Origin of the sequence: Micromonospora sp. NPDC049274 (assembly GCF_040678875.1) — a bacterium.
Lineage (GTDB): Bacteria > Actinomycetota > Actinomycetes > Mycobacteriales > Micromonosporaceae > Micromonospora.
Map to the genome: position 1 here is coordinate 91,765 of NZ_JBFAQS010000023.1, position 20,316 is coordinate 112,080.

9 protein-coding genes and 1 pseudogene are annotated in these 20,316 nt (G+C 66.6%); 4 read left to right on the top strand and 6 right to left on the bottom strand.

From position 1 onward, the window contains the following. The first annotated feature begins 25 nt into the window (after nt 1–25). Nucleotides 26–655 carry a hypothetical protein gene (locus tag AB0K10_RS30255; RefSeq protein WP_363689160.1) on the top strand — a complete coding sequence of 210 codons (630 nt, stop codon included), beginning with the start codon at nt 26–28 and terminating at the stop codon, nt 653–655. A gap of 12 nt (nt 656–667) precedes the next feature. Here the strand turns inward: AB0K10_RS30255 and AB0K10_RS30260 are convergent, their stop codons facing one another. The 6 genes from AB0K10_RS30260 to AB0K10_RS30285 form a co-directional block, all read right to left on the bottom strand. Further along, nucleotides 668–1,414: a hypothetical protein gene (locus tag AB0K10_RS30260; RefSeq protein WP_363689162.1), complete on the bottom strand. Its 747-nt coding sequence runs from the start codon at nt 1,412–1,414 to the stop codon at nt 668–670. A 40-nt stretch (nt 1,415–1,454) separates the two neighbouring features. Continuing rightward, nucleotides 1,455–1,772 carry a hypothetical protein gene (locus AB0K10_RS30265; protein WP_363689164.1) on the bottom strand — a complete coding sequence of 106 codons (318 nt, stop codon included), beginning with the start codon at nt 1,770–1,772 and terminating at the stop codon, nt 1,455–1,457. A 9-nt stretch (nt 1,773–1,781) separates the two neighbouring features. Then, nucleotides 1,782–2,444 carry a hypothetical protein gene (locus AB0K10_RS30270; RefSeq protein WP_363689166.1) on the bottom strand — a complete coding sequence of 221 codons (663 nt, stop codon included), beginning with the start codon at nt 2,442–2,444 and terminating at the stop codon, nt 1,782–1,784. Nucleotides 2,445–3,086: 642 nt separating this feature from the next. After that, nucleotides 3,087–3,419 (bottom strand): transposase, encoded by a 333-nt coding sequence (locus tag AB0K10_RS30275; RefSeq protein ID WP_363689168.1) that lies wholly within the window; start codon nt 3,417–3,419, stop codon nt 3,087–3,089. Nucleotides 3,420–3,657: 238 nt separating this feature from the next. Next, nucleotides 3,658–5,715 carry a hypothetical protein gene (locus AB0K10_RS30280; RefSeq protein WP_363689170.1) on the bottom strand — a complete coding sequence of 686 codons (2,058 nt, stop codon included), beginning with the start codon at nt 5,713–5,715 and terminating at the stop codon, nt 3,658–3,660. Nucleotides 5,716–5,988: 273 nt separating this feature from the next. Further along, nucleotides 5,989–6,867, bottom strand: coding sequence for a tetratricopeptide repeat protein (locus tag AB0K10_RS30285; RefSeq protein ID WP_363689172.1), 879 nt, complete (start codon nt 6,865–6,867; stop codon nt 5,989–5,991). A gap of 683 nt (nt 6,868–7,550) precedes the next feature. On the opposite strand from AB0K10_RS30285, the gene AB0K10_RS30290 reads away from it, so the two are divergent. The 3 genes and pseudogenes from AB0K10_RS30290 to AB0K10_RS30300 form a co-directional block, all read left to right on the top strand. Beyond that, on the top strand, nt 7,551–9,203 hold the full coding sequence (locus AB0K10_RS30290) for a VWA domain-containing protein (RefSeq protein WP_363689174.1): 1,653 nt from the start codon (nt 7,551–7,553) through the stop codon (nt 9,201–9,203). 569 nt (nt 9,204–9,772) lie between these two features. After that, on the top strand, nt 9,773–10,087 hold the full coding sequence (locus AB0K10_RS30295) for a hypothetical protein (RefSeq protein ID WP_363689176.1): 315 nt from the start codon (nt 9,773–9,775) through the stop codon (nt 10,085–10,087). A 66-nt stretch (nt 10,088–10,153) separates the two neighbouring features. Next, nucleotides 10,154–20,316, top strand: a pseudogene (locus AB0K10_RS30300) (hypothetical protein); the annotation flags it as partial.

Genomic DNA, 20,316 nt, shown 5'->3' on the forward strand with positions numbered 1-20,316 from the left:
GCTCAGCAGCCGGTATGTTCGAGGCGTGTCCGCGTCCGCCGGTGTCGTTCGCCTTGTCGTGGCGCTTGTTGCGGTGTTCGCCACTGCCGCCTGTGACGGTGCCTCGGCTCCTGCGGGTGCGCCGATCGCCGGGCCGGCCACGAGCAGCGTTGCCTCCACCGCGCCCACCGCCTCGGCCGGCCCCCTCTACCGCGCTCAGGACCTGGAGCTGTGCAAGCGTACTGATCTTCGGCCGTTGGCGGAGTTGTCCCTGACGGTGGCCCGTACCGATCCGAAGCCACCTCTCGGGCAGCCGGGTGCGGCGTGTCTGTTCGAGATGCGGACGAAGGACGGGCATGAGGCGACCCTGCGGGTGGAGGCTTCCACGCCTGCCAGCGAGCAGGAGGCTCGGCTGCTCTACCGAGCTAAGGCGCAGGTGACGGTCATGACTCCGGCCGGCGCCGTCACCGGTGTGGGCGACGAGGCCGAAGCCTTCACCAGGCGCTCCGAGCCCGGCTTCAAGTACGCCGAGTACATGGTCCACGCCCGCACGGGCAACCTGGTGGTGAAGGTCTGGTTGGCCGTCGGCGGTGTTTCGTACGCCGCCACGGAAACGCTCGCGTCGAAGGCGCTGACGTTCCTCAAGGCGACCCAGGCGGTCGTACCCACTGTGTGATGCGCCCGTCGGTCACCCTCGGACGGCCTCCGGCCACCGCCCACCAGGTAGCTTCGAGTGGTCGCCGACCTGCGTGGCGATGTCCCGGATGTTGCCCAGCGCGTCGGCGAAGCGTTGGCCGATCGTGAGCAGAGTGTCCAGGCCGGCCGTCACCAACTCACCGACCGACTCGGCGAGGGTGGAGATGGCCCACGGTAGGTCGATCACAGTTCCGCCTTCACTCGCTGCCTGCACGAGTTTGCCGACCAGCCCCGTCACGATCTTTGCGAGTTCGACGGCATAGTCGACGTTCGCCTTGGCGATCGTGAACAGCCACTGGCTGATGAACTCCGACTTGACGACGGCCTCGTCGACCGCGGCCTTCTGCTTGAGGGCCTTGGTGTTGTAGGCACTCGCCGCGTCACCGGTCCACTTGGGCAGGTTCTCGTTGACCGGATCGGTGGTGGCCGACGAAAGCTCGGAGATCGGTGTCTTCACGTCGTTGACCCAGCGGAAGCTGACCTCGATCAGCGAGAGCACCGGCAGTTGACGCTCCAAGGACTGCTCGACGCGGTCGAGGACGGCGTTCAGTGCCGCTTGGGTGGTTTCCAGACTCTGCTTGATCCACAAGAGTGCCGCCGGCCCGAGGAGCCACTTCCACTCCCGCACCTTCTCGACGATCTCGTTGAAATTGGCGATCGCCGTGTCGATGCCGGAGCGGATGTAGTCGAACGCCTTGTTGAACGGTTCGCCGTACTCGAGATCAGTCGTACCTGGCACGGGGTGCTCCCCCTTTCTCCGAACGCCGCCCGACGAGTCGCTAGGCTTTGTAGATCTTGTTGAGGTCCAGTGAGACGACCTCGTCGGCTCGGTCGTACTCGTCGGCGATGCGCCGTAGGGCCGTGCCGACCTGCTCGAATTCGGTCACCGCGCCATCCAGGACGGCGACCATGAAGGCGTGGAAGTCGTTGTACGCCAGCGAGTGGATGAGGACGTTCGCCTCACCGATGAAGAAGGCCGAGGGGTCGAGATGTAGCTGCTCCGTAGCGACCTTGATGGCGGCGACCCGGTCCGACAACGTCAGCCACTTGCCTCCCTCATCGCGCAGCGAGTCGGTGATGACATTGAGGGCAATCATCTCACTACCTCACGATCCAGTCCGTCCGGCGCTGGCCAGCTCGAACGCGCGGAAGAGGGAACGGGCTTCGAATTGCAGCTGACCCGCATCCACCCGTGCGATCCGCCTGACATCTCCGGCGATGCCGGTGATGCCGCCTCTGCGGACGCGCAACGTCAGACAGCCGTTGGGGCTCGACATGCTCGACTCGTCGTCCAATCTGCCCAGGCGAGCTGCAGCCTCCAACTTCACGTCCAGGTCGTGCAGCGTCCGCCAGGTGTCGCGCAGCCAGGCGTGCTCGTCGACGTCGCGCTCGGAGCCCCTGTCCGGCGGTCTCTTTTGCAGCCTTGCAGGACCACTCTCCCTCTCCTCCGCCTGCAGACGGAGAAGCGCCGCCAATTCGAGGGCAGCCTGCACGCCGGCGACGTACGCCTCGAAGAGCGCACCGGCGAACTCGCTGGGGCCGAGCCGGCTGCGCCAGTCGCGAGCGACCGCGACAGCTGAGACCTCTCGCCGGGCGTCGACCATCACGCGGACGGAGCCCGTGTGGTCCGTCCCGGAGCACTGCCCGGCTCGCAGTTCTCGTCCCGCTTCGTGCAGCGCACGATCGGCCTGCTCCCGCAGGGCGGAGTCGTCGCCCAGGAAGTCCAGACTCGCCAGTTTGTGGCGTTCATGTCCGTCGCCCTGCTGCATTCGCCCCGGCTTCCTGCTCGGTCAACGCCTTCCGTGATGCGCCCGTCACGGCGAGGTAGGACCACGGTACGTGAATGACCGAGATCCGGGTGACCCCGGCGCTGGGCTGGTTGTCTCGGCCCGGCGAGCACATGGCCGGGGCGGACATGCCCGGAGGGTTGCTGACACAGGACATCGATCCGCTCAGGTTCTCGACCCCCTCGGGCGGTGGGACCGCTGGAGGCACCGATCTCCGCCAAAGAGCCGGCCGCACCCGTTGGCGATGCTCCTAAGGCCAAGCGCTCAGTGCAGGAGTTCGGCGAAGCAGTGACAATCCAGGCGATCGTCCGTGCTTCCAGTTGCTACGTTGGCGACATGGCGCGCTCTTTGCACGTCGCTTAGCAGTTCGCGTGGCGGATACCGCGAGGTGATGATGGGTCTTTCAGGCAGGGAGTGCCCTGACTGCGGTCGCAGTGTCCGCGAGCCGTTCGAGACGACCATCACTGGCCGGGAGGTCTGCCCGGACTGCGCGAACGCCCTGTTCATGGGCTCCGCCGCAGGCGCCATCACCGGGAGTGTCGGGTCCGGGTACGGAGTCTGGGCGATGCTCATGCGCAAGATCCGACGCTCCGGCTGAACGCACAGGGGTCTGCCCGGCGGCCGTCAGGACCCCGAAGATCTCGCTAGCGCGGTAGCGCTTGCTGCAGCGGATGATCTCCCGTTTGGTCCTGCCTTCGGCGGTGCGCCGGACCACGTATCCGCGGTGCGTTCGTCGTAGCTGAGCCGGCCCAACGCCAGGACGTAGAGGGCGCGGTTGGCGTGCAGGTTACCGCCGCGGTTGAGCCGGTGTTGGTTGGTCATGCCCGAGAAGAACGGAATCGGCGCGACGCCACACAGGTGCGCGAACGCTGATTCGTGGTGCAGCCGCTCGGGGTTGTCGCCGGCCGCGACCAGCAGCCGGCCGCCGGTGTCTGCTCCAACGTTCTTGATCGCCATGAGCTGCGGCACCGCTTGGTGGCAGCGACAGGGTGCGCAGCCGGTCGCGCAGGGCCTGCGGAACACCGTCGACGTTCTTGGCATGCCCAGCGCAGTGCCCGCCAGTACCGCCGCGCCTGGTCATCGGCTTCATCGCAGCCAACTTCGCGACGCTGCTGTGGAAGGAGCCATGATCGGTTGGATCCTGCGCCTCAACCTGCTGTTGATCTTGTCGGCATCGCACCGTGGCGTTGGTCTGTCACGCCACACCATGGACGGAACCATGAGGGTTCGTGACCAGGCGGCGCAGGGCGGCGACGGCCGCACAGATGCGGTCGGTCAGCAGTTCGTCGGCCCAGACGATGTCGTCGGCGAAGCTGGTGGCACCGAGGCGGCTGTCACGTGCGGCGAGTTCCTCAAGACCGGGGATCGTCTCGACCGCCTGTAGCTCCAGGATCGTTGCCAGGCCGTACCGGCCGGCGTAGTCGGTGACGCCGTGGACCAGCGGCTCGGTCAGGTCCACGGACGGCACGCCAAGCCGAGCAAGGGCACGCGACGCCGCCACTCGGCTCCACCGATCGCCCAGCCGGTTGCGCAGCAGCGGATCGAGATCGGTCAGAGCGTCGCGGTGGGCAGGGGCCAGGTCTGCAACGAGCTCCGCGGCGGCGCGAGCCGGGGTGTGCCCACCGGCGAGCACCGCGCGCACGGTTGTCAGGATGGGCTGCACACCGTCGATGGTGGCGACCATCCGAGCGGCGAGGATCTGTGCCTCCCGCTGCGGGTGCGTCCTGGCCGCCGTGCCGGTGAGCTGACCGCGAGCTGCGGGCAGTACCGGGCGCAGCTCGTCGCCCAACTCGTCGACAAACGTCTGCGGGCCGGGCCGCAGACGCCGCTTTCCGGACAGGGCAGCGTCGAGGATGTCGAGGAGCGGCTGCACGTCGCCGGAGATTCGTCGAATGGCCAGGGCTGCCACCTGATCGTCGGTCTGTGTCGCCCGTGCGAGTAGGTGCGGCACAGCGGCGACGTCATCGTGTCCGATCTCCAGGAGCGCCCACGCCACCTGCGGCCCCTCGTACGGCAGGGCGGCAAGCAGCTCCGGCACCGCCTCCGCGGCGCGCCACGTGCCGAGCACCCCGGCCAGCACATCGGCACGGGCCGGTTCGTCGGCTAGGCGCTGGCGGACCGCAGCCAGCACCGCAGGCTCGAAGCGGGCGCCGTCGAGCAACCGCTGCGCAGGGTGCCCTGCGGCTGCCGCCGCACACACCGGTTCGATCCAGCGAGGATCACCGAGCCGGGCGAGGGCACTGACCGCTCGGTACTCGGCGGTGAACCCGGGCGCCCCGGCCTCCCGCGCGAAGCCGGCGGCGACACTCGCCAACAGGTCCGCGAACCGCCCTGCAGCCTTTCCCGCCCGGCTGAGCGTGTCGAGAGCATGATTCCGCACACCGGAATCCGGGTCGTGCAACGCAGTAGCGACCAACGGAGCGATCTGCGGCGGTGCCGAACGGCTGGCGTCGCACCGTGCCGATGCTGCCCACAGTCCAAGCTCCCGGGTCTTCGGCTTGCGGGCCCGCAAGAGGCGGTTGAGCAGATCCCGCGCGATCGGCGCCGGCGGCGCCACCATCAGCTCGTCGGACCAGTCACCGCCGTGCGCCCAGCAGTAGGTAACCGAAGCGCCATCGTCGATCGCTGCGACCACCGCGGCGATCGCACCGTCCGGCCACGGTAACCCGGCCCGGAGCAGCGCCACCGCTGCGGCCACCCGTACCAGCGGCGCTGCACGTAGGACCAGGTCGGCCAGCACCGGCTCGGCGGCGGCCGGATCGATGAGACCCAGCGCCAGAGCGAGTGACGCCTGAACCGGCTCACTGGTCTCCACCCACCATGTCTGCCAGAGCGGTTCGGGGATTGTCCGGGCCTGAGCCGCCGCGTAAGCCGCAGCCTCGCGTACCTCCTGATCGCCGTCCTCAAGCAGCGCCAGGAGCGCCGGCAGTTGCCCGACGACTGCTGCACGCACATCGGGGAAGTCGTCGCCGTACGCATGCTGTGGGTCGGCCAGTTGTCCGAGCATCCAGGCAAGGTCGGCCCGGCCGTGAGGCGCGGCCAGCGCCAGCTCGGCCAGGAAAGGTACGGCCGCCACTGTCGCGAGGTAGACGGTGCCCTGGTGGAAGATGCTGCCGTTCAGCTCCGAGACTGCCTCCTGAGCAGCTTCTTCGTCCGGCGAGGCCGCCTGCCGTAACAGGTTCGGCGTGTCGAGAGCCTCCCCGTACGCGTGGCTCAACTCATTCCAGCTGACCTCGTCCAGTCCCTGCAGCACGGCCGCAGCTTACGTCCCCGATCGACGCTAGCGAGAGACCCGTCGTCACCCGCTCGGCTCGGCATCTGGTGCACTCGAGTCGACGAAAACGGTGCCGGCCGTCAGGGCGCGACGCGTCCGCTGAGAGACGCGGACGATGGGCAGACGCGTCCTCGATCAGTGTGACGGTGGTCAGCCTGGCGACGGGCGTATGACGGCGGCCTGGGTGAGCAGGGCCCGCCCTTCCGCAGTTGGCCAAGGACCGCGCAACCCGGACCGCGGACCTGGTCCCGTTCAGGATCCCGAGGAGCTGGCAAGGTCCGCATCGCGTTCGTGCTTGCGATGCACGTGCTGTGACGCCTCACAGCGCTGCCGCATCACGTTGAGGTATTCGGTCATCCGGACGCTGTCGCTATGCAGCGGATAAGCGTCACGGTGGGCCGAAATTGTCGCGCTGAGTTGCCGGCGGGCCGCAATGCAGTGGCCGGTCTCGTAGAGCATCAACGCGTGACTCGCCCTGGCGGCAAGCGTACTGAGAGCCTGATCGCCATGCACTGCGACGGACGTGTCCGCGAGCTCGCGATAGAGCGGGCAGGCGAGGTGGTACTGGCCGGCGTACCGATAGCTGGAAGCGAGTACGCGAAGGGCTGCCAACGTTGGTGCGGAGTGGATGCCGTGCATCGACTGGCATGCCCGTAGACCGAACTCCGCCCAGCGTGTCGCGGCACGGGGACGGCCGCACCGCACCGCGAGTTCGGCGAGCAGGACGGCTCCTTCCGCTTCGCTCGGACGAATCTGGACGGAATCGGGGTCTACCGTGGCGAGCGCGTTTCCGAGCACGTGGAGAGCCTTCCCGAGGCTGCCACTGGCCACCAGCTCCCGAGCATGCCGCACTTGCGAAGAGACTTCGACCCCCGGCTGTCTGCGGATGGCCGGATGCTGGCGCCACTGCACCCACAGGTCCGACATGTTCAGCCCGATGCGGATCGACGCGACCACCTCGGGCAGCAACAGCGCCGCGGTGGCCACGTGCCGCGTCGGCAGGAGCTTCGGCGCTCGAGCTCGGATTGCCTGTACGACGGTGAGGGTGGTCGCGACGGCGACGAGGTGAGACGAGCGGCAGGATTCCCGACAGCTGTAGAGCGCTTTCGTCTGCGACCAGAACAGCACCATCGAAGTCCCGCAGAGACCGCAGACGAGCAATCTCGTGGGTAACAGTTGTAGTGGCACACCTGGGCCCGAGCCGACAGCCTCGGCGGCCATTGCGTCCCTTCTCCCGTCCGGCAATGGTTTCCTCTCTGGGCGCAGCTGGGACGCCCACGGCCGGCGTGGCCGTCCTCGGACGTTCGTACCCCGGCGCCCTGTCGAGGGGTCGGGGGCGACCAGTTCAACGCGTTGCGGACGGTGTTGGTTCAGACGGGATGCCCCTCTGTCGGCGCAGCGAACACCGGGGCCCGGCTCAAGGCTGTCTGAACCTCGCGGCGTCGCCGGCCGTTGAGTCGCAGCAGGTCGAACCCCTTGGTCCCCCGAAGCCAAGCCTGCTCGAACACTTCGGCACGCGAGTGGTGGCCAAACAGGCACCACTGTGAACTGTGAGGACGTGAATGGCTACCGTAAGTAATGAAGGAGGTCGTCTCCCCAGGGACCTGAACAGCCGCGGACCGTTCGATCGAGAACAGGTTGTCCAAGTGTCACCCCAGTCCGCCTCGGCAGACAGGATGCCGCCAGGCGGCAGCGAGGCGGGGGACGGACGACAGCAGAATGACCACGCGAACCGAGCCGGGGAAAACGCGGAACCGCGAAGTCACAGGCGTCGTAGCCGTCGTCGGGGCAAATTGGCGGCCCTTCTCGCTGTCGTGTTGGTCGGCGTCACCGCTGCCGTGTCGGCGAACCACGCGGGGATCATTGGCGTCCTTCCTCACGGTCTGTCGTGCACAGCGAAGCCGGAGTTCTTGCGGGTTGTCGTAGCGCCAGACATCGCGCCAGTCGTTGCTGCCGCGATCGAGGACGTCAACACCGGCGGCTCAGCGTGCGACCGGGTCCAGCTGGTGGTGGAGGAGTCCGCCGTCACCGCGCAGAAGGGCCTGCCTCAGGGCCTCCAGGTCTGGATACCGTCTTCGAGCCGCTGGTTGGACGGTGCCGACCCAGATCGACGCACGTACCCGATCCACGACGAATCCCTGGCGCACTCACCGGTGATCCTGGGCGTGCCCGGCAAGGTGGAAGCCACCCCCTGGGCCCACTCCGGGTTCTCCTGGGAGACGCTGCTGGCCAATGTCACGGGAAAACCGGTCAAGGTCAGCATGCCCGACCCGAGTCAGGACACCGTCGGCCTGCTGTCATTCCTGGCGGTACAGGCCGCAGTTGCCACCGCCGGGACCGACGCCGGTGTGGCGCAGCTCAAGGCCCTCGCGCTGAGGGGCAGACTGTACGACGCAAGCACATCTGCCGACACGTTGCTGAGCAGAGTTGCGGCCCTGCCCTCGGGTTCGCAAGCGCTGGCCGATCTCGGTGTGTTCCCCGTCCTTGAGCAGCAGCTCTGGCGATACCAACACGACGTCGGACGTGCCGAGGTGCAGGGCCTCTATCCCACCGGCATCACAGTCGAGGCCAACTACCCGGTGGCCGTAGCGGCACAATCTTCCGCCACGGTGGCGCAACGTCGGCTGCTGACCAGGTTCATTGGCGAGCTTCGCTCGGTTGAGACCAGCAACGCTCTTCTCGCCGCCGGCTTCCGTCCCAATGGTTATGGGGGGCCGTCATCGCTTCGGTCCGTTCCGCCGGGTCTGCCGGTGAGGATCGCGGAGCCGACAGCTATCAACCTGCCGGACCTTGACCTGCGGCAAGCAGTGACCGAGTGGGCCCGCTATCAGCCGGAACTGTTTCAAGTCCTCGTGATCATCGACCGCTCCGGCTCGATGGCGGCTCCGGTCGATGTGGGGCGGGGCCGGACCGAGACGAAGGCATCCCTCCTCCGGTCATTCGGTGCCGTGGCTGCGCAAACGTTCACCGATGACACCGACCTGGGCCTGTGGTTCTTCGGCATGCCGACTCCCGGAAGCCCACCCACGGAGGCTGCGGTCCCGGTAGGACCCCTCACGGCTGCCGTCGGCGGCGAGACGCGTCGTGCGCTTTTCGCGCGAAAGATTGCGACATACACGCCGGCCGCGAAGAGTGGAACCCCGCTGTACAAGGCGTTGCTCGACGCCACCAACTACATGCGACCGAAGGCAAGGCCGGATCGCCGAACCATCCTCGTCGTCCTGACCGACGGCCGAAATGACGACTCCACGTATGCCATCGACAAGAAAACCTTGATCGCGCAACTGAAGCAGAGCAAGCCGCAGGTGCCGGTCTTCTCCATCGGTGTCGGCGCGAGCGCAGATATGGAAACATTGCGCTCGGTGGCGGCAGCCACCGGTGGTCAAGCCGAATCCGCCCAGGACCCGAAGGATCTCGCCTCTGCCATGGCGCGCATCTTCCTGGCCGTGGCGCTACCTGCGAAATAGCGGGAGTGGGTCACCAGAGGATCCCGTACCTCGGCCTACCTCCACGTTCTGTGGCGGTGGCGTCACTTCGATGAGAGCTGCACACCGCTCGTCGATGTGCAGCCTCGACCCGTGACGGTGAGCCAGGCAGGCGGCACGACGTCCGCTTGGGCCCGTCGCCGGTCGGGTGCCCTCGTGGCGCGGTGGATGCGGCCGAGTGCTGGACGCTGCTGCGAGCCCTCGGCTGCAACTCGACGCGCTCCACGGGGGCAGAGCATCTCACCGTCGTCTGCTGATCTTGGGCAGTGCCAGCTTCCGGAAACATCTTGAAACAACCACTGAACTTTTTGTTTCCGGATCCGTTGTGACAGGCATGACTGTTGCTGCGGGGCGTTCTGCATCGTCCCGTGGCGTTCCCGCCGACGTGGCCGTCCGTGGTGTCGTGCCTGTTGATCGTCTCACCGCCAGTCTGCGCCGCGGTGATGCTCGCACCCCAGGGGCGGCTGCGGTGTCGGTGGCGATGGCGAGGGGCGCGGTAGGCGCGTCAAACGAGTGTGCGGCAAGGCTCTTAGGCTCAGGAGAGGGGCTCCGTGACCATCATCGGTGTTGACGCGCGGTTCAATCCGGACGGTCTGCGGCCGGTGATGGCGTTGCTGACCGACGCGTCGAAGGACGCCAAGTCGGCGGTTGAGGAGTTCCTGGACCAGGCGCATCCCCGTTGCGAGGCGGACAAGCAGATCATGGAGCTGGTGGGCACGGTCAGTACCGCTACCGCGAATCTCGCAATCCTCACGGCGGGGCTCACGAACCCGACCCATGAGGGGGTACAGAGTGCCGCCGAATTTTTCGCGCGAGCGGAAGCGGATGCCCAAATGATGGCCGGGCGCAACAGAAGTCATCCCTGACGTTCGTACGTTCTCGCCTCTTCGGAGTGGCGTGCGGGTTCGTTATTGCAGTGGGAGCGTGGCAGCGTGGCCATCGAGGTTTCCGATGATGTGGCGAGTTTCTTCCTTTTCTTGACCGGTGAGCAGTTCCCGGGTTTGAGTGAGGATGCGTTGCGTCTGTTGGCCGCGCGGTTGGCGGAGGTGGGTGCGAGTCTGGGTGATGTTTCTCCGCAGTTGGCGACGGTGTTGGCGGGGATCGCTGGTGGTGTGCAGGGGAACACGCAGCGGGCTTTTGTGGATCATGCTCGGCGGTATGTGGAGGATCCGGGTTATCTGCCGTTGGCGTCGAAGTATGTGCATCGGGTGTCGCAGGGTTTTGATGATGCGGCGTTGCAGGTGGAGTACACGAAGCTGATTATCGTCGCGACGATTGTCGAGTTGATGATCGAGTTGGCGACGGCGTTGGCGATCGCGTGGTTTTTTCCTGAGGTGCTCAGCGAGATGCTGGTGCGTCTGTTGACGGGGAAGTTGACGATCGCGAAGTGGTTGGCGGAGTTGGTGGTCGCGGTGGCCACGATGCAGGCCGTGGGTGTGGGCATGCAGGTGTTGATGGACCTGTTCGTGCAGGCGGTGCAGGTCGCCGATGGAGACCGGCGGGGGCTCAACGGTAAGAGTTTGGCGACGTCGGCGTGGATCGGGTCGTTGGGTGGTGTGGTCGGGTTGGGTGTGCACTCGGCGGGCTCGGCGGTGGCGAAGCGGTTCGCGCACACGCAGCTCAAGACGGTGGGTGAGGCGTTCACGCACAGCGTGGGGGAGAAGAACGCTCGGACGCTGGGTGAGATGCAGGTCGAGGCGTTCACGGAGGTGTTGACCGAGGGCGCCGCGAACGGTATTCAGGGGCAGGGGTTCTCGGTGCAGAGCCCGTTGATGACCGGCGCGTCGGGAGCCCTGTCGGGTTTGGCGGGTAGTTCCGGCACCCGGGCGGGTGAATGGCTACGGGCACATCACCCACCGTCGTGGGCGGGCCGCGCCGCAATCCCACCGAGTGACATCGACACCAGCGTGGTGCCCACGACACCACCACCCACACCACCCGAGACCGACGACGACGCGAGCATCCGCGACGACGCGGGCGCCCCCCCGGCCTACTCACCCCCGGACTACTCGCCTGTCCGGGAGGACGCTGCGAACCCGGGGCACGCGTACGGCGCGGGTTACTCGCCGTACCCGGAGTCCGCTGCGAACCCGGAGCATGCGAACGGCCCGCAGCATGCGGCCAACCCGGGGTATGCGACGGGTACGCGCGCGGGCGTCGACCCGACGACGGCCGATCCGTCCGGCGTCGGCCTGTCGGGGGCCGATCCGTCGGGAGTTGGCGACGCCGCGGGTCGGGCAGCTCTTGTCGCGGCGGGCGGGCAGTCACCGCCGACCGTGGGCAGCTGGGCGGTGGGGTCACCGTCGCCGTCGGCGGCTCCCGGTCAGTGGGCTACCCCGGTCGTGGGCAATGCCCAGACAGCGGGCGCCGGCGCCGGTTTGGGTGGCGGTGGGTGGGTGGTGGGTGCTTCGGTGTCGACGCCGGGCGCGGTGCCGCAGGTCGTGCATCTGGTGCCCGCCGACACCGGTGCGTGGAGTCAGGACACGGTGGCGCAGGTGCAGCAGTGGGTCACGCACGCCACCGGCAACGGCTGGCACGTGCAGGTGTGGATCGACACGACAAGCCCGACGATCCCACAGGACCTTGCCGCGCAGGTGCCCGGGGCGAGCGTCACGAACTGGCGCACCCTCATTCCCCAGCAGCCGCCGACCCTCGATGGGCCGGTACCGGTCGACGCCGTACGTGCCGCAGTCGTGGCGCACCACGGCGGACTGTCGGTCCCGCTGGACATCCCACCCGCCGCGATCCGACTGCCCAGCGCCCACACCTCACTACCCGCCGGACACGAACTCAGCGCCTTCACCCACCCCCACACATCAACAACACCGAGCCTCGACCAGACCAACCCCACCCGAGCCGTCATCCTCGGCCCCGCCCCGGCCGTCCCCACCCCCCTGACTCCTGCTCCCGTCTCCCCGCCTCCAGCTCCCGATCCTGTCCCGGCGCCCCCGGCGTCCGCTCCAGTCCCGGCTTCCGGAGCGCCCCCGGTTTCTGGGCCGGCGTCGGTCGAGGGTTCCGCTGTTGCCGTGGGGCCGTCAGATTCTGTGGGTGTGTCACCGGAGTCGGCGCAGGCTACAGATGTCGGGCCACAGAGGGCGGGTCGGGGGCAGGTCGATGTGGAGGGCAGCGGAGCCCTCGATGGTGGCGCTGCGCCCAGAAGTTCGTTGTCCGGTGTGCGCGGCAGCGGCGGTGACCTGAACCCCACGCCGACACGAGTCGATTCGCGAGCCCTCACCGGGACAGAACAAGCGATTCTCGACACGACGCCGCAGCTCGGCCCTCGACCGTCAGCTCCGCCCTTGTCTGGGCCCGCCGCGAACCAGCCAGGACCCGCTGGCCGACCCGTAGAGCTGGCATCGATGACCGATGGTGAGCGTCCGGCCACCGACAACCTTTTTGTCGCACCGGAACCGATCCCCGACAGCGTCGATGTGTCTGAGCCGCCAGGGCAGTTGTCCGTTGCCGTCGACCAGGCCGTGAAGAAGTCGAATGGGGAGGAGGCGCGTCTCTCGCCTGACCCGAAGCTCATTGCCGCGCTAGTGGGTCTGCCGGCTTGGGATGGGCGGACGCCGGACTGCGTGTCGCGTGTGCGGAAGGTGATGCGGGCGTTGTCGATTCCGGTGGGCGTCCGGGATGACGGCTCCGGCGTGACCGACGCCGATGCGGTGGCTCGGTCGTTCGGTGGGTCGTTCGCTGCCCAGAGCATTACGTCATTGGCTGAGCTACGCCGTGGCGCCTACACGGCCGTTTTGAGCAGGAAGCCGGGGATCCCGACGCACATCGTCCTCGTGCACCGGTTGGACACCGGCGGGTTGGTCCTCGTCGAGACGCAGGTTGCCGAAGGAGAAGGCGCTGCTCAGAAACAGGGCGCCGCCCGCCATCTGACCCTGTTCTCGCTGCCCAAGCGGGGGACTTGGGAGGCTCTGCCTCTGGCTCTGCAGGGGCCGCTGTCGATGCCGGTGACCGCGCAGGGCGTCCTCGCACAGCACGGTGGCGACCCAACAGTCGACGGGCGAGAGCAGCCGGGCTCAATCGAGGGAGCCCGAAACTCTGATGCCCTCGTCGATTCACCGACGCGGATGATGCCGGGCGCACGCGTTCTCAGGGGCGACAACCCGTCACCCGATTCCGAAACTGAGGACACTTCTTCCTCGGAGGAAACCACCCAGAGCGAGTTCGACGCGGATTCGCCCCGCGATCACGAGAACATGCCGGACGGCTCGTCCGAGCAGAGCACCGACTCCGCCTCGGATGCGGAAGCCTCCTTCACCCAAAATCTCGAGGCGATCTCGGAAACGCTGAACAAGGCGACCGCCGAGGTCGTGACGTCTGCCGTGATGGAGTCGGCGATCCACCGCTTGCGCGACGTGTTCCTGGTCATCAACCCGAGCCTCGGCGGCGCCGGCTTGTTGCTGGATGAGGCGGGTGGTCCAGGTGGTCTGCCGGCTGTGGCGGCAGGCCTGATCCAGACCTACCAATGGCTTACGCGCCGACACGCGGAGACGTTGGAGGGCGCCGACCCGGAGAGTTTCCGCCAGGACTTCGTCGAGCGGCTGCGACGGGCCATCGACGTTCTGCAAGAAAACGAAAAGGATCTGCTTTCGACCCGTTCCCGGCGCCGGACCGAACCATATCTGGAACATTCAAACTTCTTCTATGAAGATTCGGTCCTCTTCCCGTACCGTCGGCGCGTCTCACCAAATTGGCCGCGCGCCCCGTTCGCCGCGGCCGTTCCCGGAGTCAAGGTATCGGAAACGGATCTGCTGAGGCTGCAGCGGAGCGAACACTCTGACGGACGTGACGTCTTGATTTGGCGGGTCGATGATGAGCCGTTGTATCGCGTGGACACCCGACACTGGTCAGAGATCGTGCGGAGCGGGTTCGCGCCACGTGACCCGACGCTGCCGTCGGATCTGCACGCCTACCAAGAGTTCTTCCAGGGCGCGCAGGGCTTCGTCTCCACCTCGCGGGTAAAGCCGTCAACCGACAGCAGTGTGGTGGCTTTCCAGAAGGGATACCTGTACGAAGTCAGGCCACCGGGTGGCGTGGATATCCCGGCGACGATGCGGCGTTCGCACTTCCCTATGCAAGCGGAGGTTGTTTTTCCGGGCGGTATCCGGATCGAGCATGTTGTGCGGGCTTGGCGGCGCGCCGGCAAAGAATGGGTACCTGAGTGGCGGAATCCGCTTTTCCAGAAGCCGGATCGTGTCTCGGCCAGGCCCGTCATGTCTCGGCAGGGGGGTGGCCGGCCGTCGTCGGCAGAGGTCGTGCTTTCGGGTTCGTTGATTGACGGGGTTGGTTATCCGGTATCCACGAGGCCCGGGTATACGGGTCCGTGGGACGGCGCGGCCTCGTTGTCGGGGGTGGTGGCACGGGCGCCGTTTGAGGTGGAGCGGCGTGGTGGGCGGCAGTTCGTGCGGGTGTATGTCGTCGCGTCGCAGCGGCAGGATCTCAGCGGTGGCCGCGATGCGGAGGTGGCGGTGGCTGATGCTGCGGATGTGCAGCAGGAGCCGGGGCCGGGTGGTCGGGTGGTGTTGGCGTTGCCGGTGGACGGGGCGTTGACGTTGATCGGTGGTCGGCCGTTGGCGGCTTTGAAGATCGCGGCATCGATGGTGCGGTTCCGGGCCGAGTTGAATCTTCCGCAGGGGCATCACGCTACGCCGTTGGTGCGCTCGTTCCTGATGGCCGTGCCCGACTACGTCGAGGTGAGTCGAACCGCGTCGGCGCTGGTCGATCCGGCGTTGGCGGGGCAACGGGTGTTCGGCATTCGGGGGGAGTTGGAGCCGAATGTGTTCTCGGTGCCGGCTGACGTGGTTCGGAATATGGTGGCGCCGTCGGTGTTGCGCGGCTCGTTGGTGACGTTTACCGATCATCCGGAGACATTGCCGGTGCGGGGGCCGATGGCGGATTGGGCGGGTGAGGTTCGGGGGTTGGATGAGTTGCGTAGCCGGTTGTATGTGCCGGTTGAGCGGCTGCGTCCCGATTTCGATCCGTGGCCGTCCATTCATGAATTGCAGGAGGGCTCAATTGATGAGTCCAGCCTGGCGCGTAAGGGTGCGTTGCTACGTAATATGGTGGTGACGTGGTGGCAGGCGCGCGAGCCCTACGTTGAGCGCCGCGCCTATCCGCTGGCGCCAGAGGACGAGCTGCTGCCGTTCGCCGCCCGCCGGGAGATGTGGGAGGAATTTCTTGCCGCCCATGGGGTGGAGCCTGCTGACGTCGCCGCCACTGACACTTTCATGGAGCGGGTGGTGGTGCCCTGGGCTGATCAGGCGGCGATCGCTCTCGCGTTGGCGGAGAACCACCGTCAGTTGAGTGTCGATCTCAGCGTCACCGACAAGCACCAGGCGCAGAATTTCGTCGAGTTGAGAGCGACAGCGGCGCAGCGGGCCCAGGAATTGGCGACGCTACGCACGCGACTTGTCGAGTTGTGGGCCGGTGACGACCCGCGCGCGGTGGTTCAGATGGTGGACCTGCTGCGCCAGGAGGTACCTGAACTCGACCGGCGATTCGACGAAATCGCGGCATTGGATGAAGACTACACCTATGACGCGCACGTGCAGATGGTGCTGGGTCAGTATCGACGGCTGACTTACGCCGACCGCGGGAGCGGCGAGACCGCTGTTGTGGCGCTGGGGATCCTGTTCCACGACATGGACAAAGTCAACTCGAGGCGGCAGTACGGCGAGGATCAGCACACGCACGACGCGGTGCCGGAGCACCGGCTGGCGGTGCAGCTGATCCGACGGTATCGGGATCTGCTGGTGCGCGGGTCCGGGCACCGCGATGAGCAGCGGCAGCTGCGGTTCGTCCTGGGACTGGTCGATTCCGATCCGTTTGGTTTCTACCTGACCGGAAAGCATGGCGCGGACGAGGCGTTCTCGTTCGTGGTGCGGCTGGCGTTGGGCGACACGACCGCGCCCGGCCCGTTGCGCGACGCGGACGTCTTCGCCGTCCGGCAAACCTATTACCGCGTCCATCAGTATTTTCAGGCGGACTTCTCGTCGTATACTCGGCACGGTCGATACGAGCCGTATCCGCGGGATGGGGAAATCCGAACCGGTGAGGTCACGTTCGATGAGCACTTCGCCACGGACGCGGCCGGCGATCTGATCGAGCGTGACGGGCTGTTCGTCTACCGCGGGACGTACGCCGACAAGATCGCCGAACTCGACACGATGTTCACCGAACCCGCTACGCTGCGGTATCACTACGAACGCGTGGCCGGCCGGCAACGACTCGAACAACAGTTGATCGACACCTGGAGTCGGCTCCGACTCAACGATAAACTTCCCAAGCTCGGCCGTTCTCGCGACCTCACCGGAGCACTGCGATTTGGCGACGTGGCCGAAAGTGCCGGCTATTTCGTCGACTCAAAAGGGCGAGATTGGTATGTGGAGGCGGTCGCGTCACCGCTGCAAGCCCAGAATGCGGTCGTGGTCGCAAGGTTCTACCAGCTCGCTAAAGTGAACGTGCCCCTAGTGCGGATGGCGATCAACGCCCCCGAGTTGCCGGCAGGCCCACTGCAAGCGACTGGACTTGTACCATCGGCTAAGCGCGATCTAGAAGATCGACTCGGCGACGCCGGCTATCTGGCCGTGCTGGGCGACGGCATCGCCGTGGATGCCTGGCTGGGCAACGACGACGTCGTTGGTTCCGGGTACGACCGGGTGGTCACCGCCAAGGGTGTGCCCTGGCGTACAGGGTTTGCTGCCGCGCTGCTCTTCGACCGCCACGGCCTACCCAAGCGGCTGGGCGAGCGGGTCGACGAACTGGACACCCTGCGAGATCCAGAGCACAGCCGGAACGGCACCGTCTTCCGTGGCGTCACCGACGATCATGTCCGGCGTTCCGCCCGCCGCCTCCGAGACATCACCGACGACGAGATCTACCGCACCATCGCCGAAGTGGGCCTCGACTTCTCCGTCGCACGTACCCTGGTGCGGCGGCGCGACGACATCCTCGCCCGTTACCCGGAGCGCGCACCCGAGCCGTTCGCGCTGGCGGCAAGTTACTTTCCGCAGGAGCAGTTGACCGAGCGGGTCGAGCGTCTGCGGGGTCCCGGCGAGGTGCCCGATCCTGAGCAGGAGTACCGCATCGCGCTGGCCGATGCCTACTTGAGCATAGAGATGTCGGAACTGGTCGGCGTGTGGGCCGACGGGAACAACCCCCGACATGATGCTCTTGTCGCTCTCGCGGAGTTGGTGCAGGAAGTTTTCGGCGCCGAGGCCACCACCGCCTATCGGGCGAGGGTCCACGTGGTGCTGCCCCGCGAACAACTTCGTCGGCTCGGTGGGGCGGATCCCGGTCTGTTCCTGCCATTTCCGCTATTGGCCTCGGTTGAGCCGATGGAGGTCCCCCCGCAGTACGTGCATGTGGTCATCGACACCGACCATGCCGTCGACATCAAAGAACTTCGGCCCGGCAAGATGCTCATTCATCCCGGAACGGCCCTGTGGCGACGCGGGCCCGAGGTGGGTGGCAGGGTTGTTTACCAAGATCTGCCGGGCCCGAACGAAGTGAACCAGCTGAGAAAGCGTCATGTTGCGCGGATGTATCTCAACACTGTTAGGGCCGCCCAGCAGGCCCACGGATCGGAAGCGCAGCCGCCCGGGTGGGGCCCCGGCCGAGAGTCGCCGGCCGCGGCGGAGGAGTGGCTCCTCACCCAAGCCTTTCTGGGCACCGATATGGCCGCCTATCTGCGGCACCTGGTGGGCGGCACCGGGTCGGAAAGTCTCCGCGCCGGGGCCCAGGCGCTCGCTGACATCGCTCAGTTTGTGATCGGCCTGGCCGATGTGCCGCGCTACGCCCGCCCTGTTCAACTCGCCCTCCCGCAGGCGCAGCGGCTGGGACTAATTGGTAACGGCGCTGGGGAGTTCGTCCTCGCTCATCCGGTGGTGGCGCGCACAACGTCCAGGCCGATCCCTCCCGGGTACCTGAGAATCTCTTTCCCATACGGCCTCGACGTGTCGCGAGTTCGACGTGCAACGGTGCTCGTGCCCACTGGGACACCGCTCGTGCTGCTGGCTGCGAAGGTGACGGATTCATCCGGTCGTACCGGAGGGCCAGTGCCTCCGCGGGGACGCGACGCCGAGGAGGTGATGCGCGACTTCCCCTGGTTGCCGGGAGTGAACCCGGACCGCGACCGCGGCGAACCGCTCGACACCAACTCTCTGATGGCTGCGATCGCCACGGACGTCTCGCTCGAAAGGTCGTTGGGCCACGAGGCGCCGCCCGCGAGCGATCAGCCGGGAGCGGACCTGCTGAACTATCAGCGTCGGGCCCTCGGACTGCGGGACGACCAGGTCCACCCGATCTTCCGGGTGCCGCACCTGGACGCCGTCTCCTGGGCGCTGTGGGCATCGCCGCTGGGTTCGCGAGGCCTGATTCTGGTTGAAGGCCGTGGTGGCGCAACCCGTGCCTTCAATGTCATCGCCGACTCGGTCGGGGTCACCTTCCTCGATGGCCAGCGCGGCACATTGATGCGGCCGACGCCACCTGATGCCGAGCTGATCTTCCTTCCGCTGACCGCCGCGGTGTCAGTACCGCCAGGAGCGGTCGCATTGGATCCCAGTGACATACTCGGTACGTTCGGTAGTACGGCTGAACTCCGTCGACAACTCGACCTGCGGTTCGGCGAAATCGTGGGTCCAAGCGAAATACGGGTCCAGGAGCGCGGCAAGCTCAATGCGTTGTGGCGTCCGCTCGGTGACCTGCCGCCGGGGCTTGTCACCGATAATCGCCAGCTCGCCTGGACCTTTACTGTCACCGAGTCGGGCCAGTTGAACCTTGGCGCGGAACTTCTTGGCCAAGGGCTTGACGAAGGGGAATTGGAGAAGCTGGCTGCAAACATCTCCTCGGCGGGTGAAAGTATCAGCGCCGAAGATCTCGCCGTTGCTTTGGATACCGGGCATGCCTCCGTCGCTGTGGCCTTCGACGAGAGCGGCCGAGTTGTTGTCCAGGCGGCTCGGATCAGTGGTGAGCTGCGTTGGCGCGAGGACCGCCGCCGCTGGGAGGTGAACGACTCATCGGGCCGCTATATGGTCGGGACCCGCGGGGAGGTGTACAACCGGGACCGACTGTGGTGGCTCGGCAACGTCGCCGCGATGCTGTCGGAGCAACTCGGGGAGACCGTGTTCGTGGCACCTGAGAGTGACCTGCGCACCTTGGATCCCCCGATGAGCACGCCGAGGCTGACGAATCTGCGGATGCGTGTGCAGGCTGAGGCCATCGCCGACGCGTACCTGGTCCCCGGCGGCGATGGCGCCCAGTTGTTCAGAACGTTCCTGAGTGAGATCGACAGGGACCTGCGGCAATCGCCCTCGTACCCCGTAGCTGAGGTCATCGAGCGGGCGGCGGTCCACGCCAACCGGTATGGGTTGCGCCGTCGGACCCCGCTACCAGCCGTTGCGGGGCATCTCATGCGGGCATCGAGGTGGGGCCAGGGCGACCTGACCCAGCAGGAATTCGCGATGGCTTCTGCGTACTTCGGTGCTGAGTACATGGATTCGGAGGAGGTGTTCACGGCGAGCCGCCGAGAGATGCTGCTCCGGGCATTCCGCGTCGCCGGCATGACGCAATTTGTCGAGATCCTGCATGATCTCGATCACGAAGAGCATGACCTAGCCAAGATTACCGCGCAGTACGTCAGCAGGATCTTGGACGTAACCCCCACGAGCACTTACACAGGTCAGGCTGTCGTGAAGCTGTCTGATGTCGCCATGACCGCGCTCGGCGTCGATAACGACGTCCTGACCCTGAGTCACCCGCTCGTCGTGAGACCGCTGCGAGGACGCCGGCCACCACCCATCGTCACCTTCACCCTGAGGACTGGGCTGACTCACGGCGACTGGATCCAGATTTTCATCCCCGCCGGTACCCGCTTCACTGTCACCGAACGATTTGACGACGGATCGGTGCATCTCGTCGAGATCACGCAGGACGACCCGTCTGGCGACGAGGCGACCACGGTGTCTCCTGGTGCGAGTTCCGCTGTCGGTGCGTTGCTTGATCCGCCGACCAGGGTGACGCCGGGGTTGGGGGCTGGCCCGGATGCGGGGCGCGCGGATGGCTCGGCTGCGGTGGTGGTTCCACG

What these genes read in the sequence shown, in the direction of transcription:
- AB0K10_RS30285 (WP_363689172.1), bottom strand. Translation starts at nt 6,867, where the DNA reads ATGGTGCTGTTCTGGTCGCAGACGAAAGCGCTCTACAGCTGTCGGGAA.
- AB0K10_RS30275 (WP_363689168.1), bottom strand. Translation starts at nt 3,419, where the DNA reads ATGGCGATCAAGAACGTTGGAGCAGACACCGGCGGCCGGCTGCTGGTC.
- AB0K10_RS30270 (WP_363689166.1), bottom strand. Translation starts at nt 2,444, where the DNA reads ATGCAGCAGGGCGACGGACATGAACGCCACAAACTGGCGAGTCTGGAC.
- AB0K10_RS30265 (WP_363689164.1), bottom strand. Translation starts at nt 1,772, where the DNA reads ATGATTGCCCTCAATGTCATCACCGACTCGCTGCGCGATGAGGGAGGC.